Origin of the sequence: Herbiconiux daphne, from assembly GCF_024979295.1 — a bacterium.
GTDB classification, from domain to species: domain Bacteria; phylum Actinomycetota; class Actinomycetes; order Actinomycetales; family Microbacteriaceae; genus Herbiconiux; species Herbiconiux daphnes.
Genome location: NZ_JANLCJ010000834.1, coordinates 1 through 516, shown reverse-complemented (window position 1 = coordinate 516; position 516 = coordinate 1). Strand labels below are relative to the sequence as shown.

Here is a 516-nt window from a genome sequence, read left to right as displayed (position 1 = left end):
CGTTTGTGAAGTGTCAGATACATTGATGTTAAGTTCCACCAAATCGTTCGGTACAACATTGAAATTATGTAAAAAGTTAAGTCATGTGTTTCTGTTGAACAATACCGGAACATCAGTGAATTGGAATGTAGGAACCGTTCGGTCAGATGTGTATGTAATGGTAATTGGTTGGGTTATGACTTGAGTTGCAATACTGTATTCAAAAATAAGTCTGTGTTCCGTATAGGTTCATCCGTGAACACCAGCAGTTCATTTTTGGGCATCTTGCAAAACAATGGAATTGGCACTAACGTTCAATTCTTGTGCCAAAAAGTTTTTGATACGCAGTTTTATGTTGTATTTCGGGTCAGTTGAATTGCTGACGAATTGTGAATATGTTCCGTATGTGTAAATGTCATCCCCGTAACTTGTTGTACCATTACGTGAACCGAAACGCGGATAACCATCCAATGTCTCACCATATGTTCTAATATGTTCGTCTCACTTAACATCTCCGGTTGTAAGAGTGAATTCGTT

Annotated in this window: 2 protein-coding genes; one reads left to right on the top strand and one right to left on the bottom strand. The window is 38.2% G+C overall.

Annotated elements, in window-relative coordinates; all coding sequences use genetic code 11:
• Positions 1-184, top strand: a 184-nt coding sequence (locus N1032_RS27955; RefSeq protein WP_259544004.1) for a hypothetical protein, incomplete at its 5' end; no start/stop codon positions are given.
• A gap of 65 nt (positions 185-249) precedes the next feature.
• Here the strand turns inward: N1032_RS27955 and N1032_RS27950 are convergent.
• A complete protein-coding gene (locus tag N1032_RS27950; RefSeq protein WP_259544003.1) occupies positions 250-450 on the bottom strand; it encodes a hypothetical protein in 201 nt (66 codons plus the stop codon).
• Between the last annotated feature and the right edge of the window lie 66 nt (positions 451-516).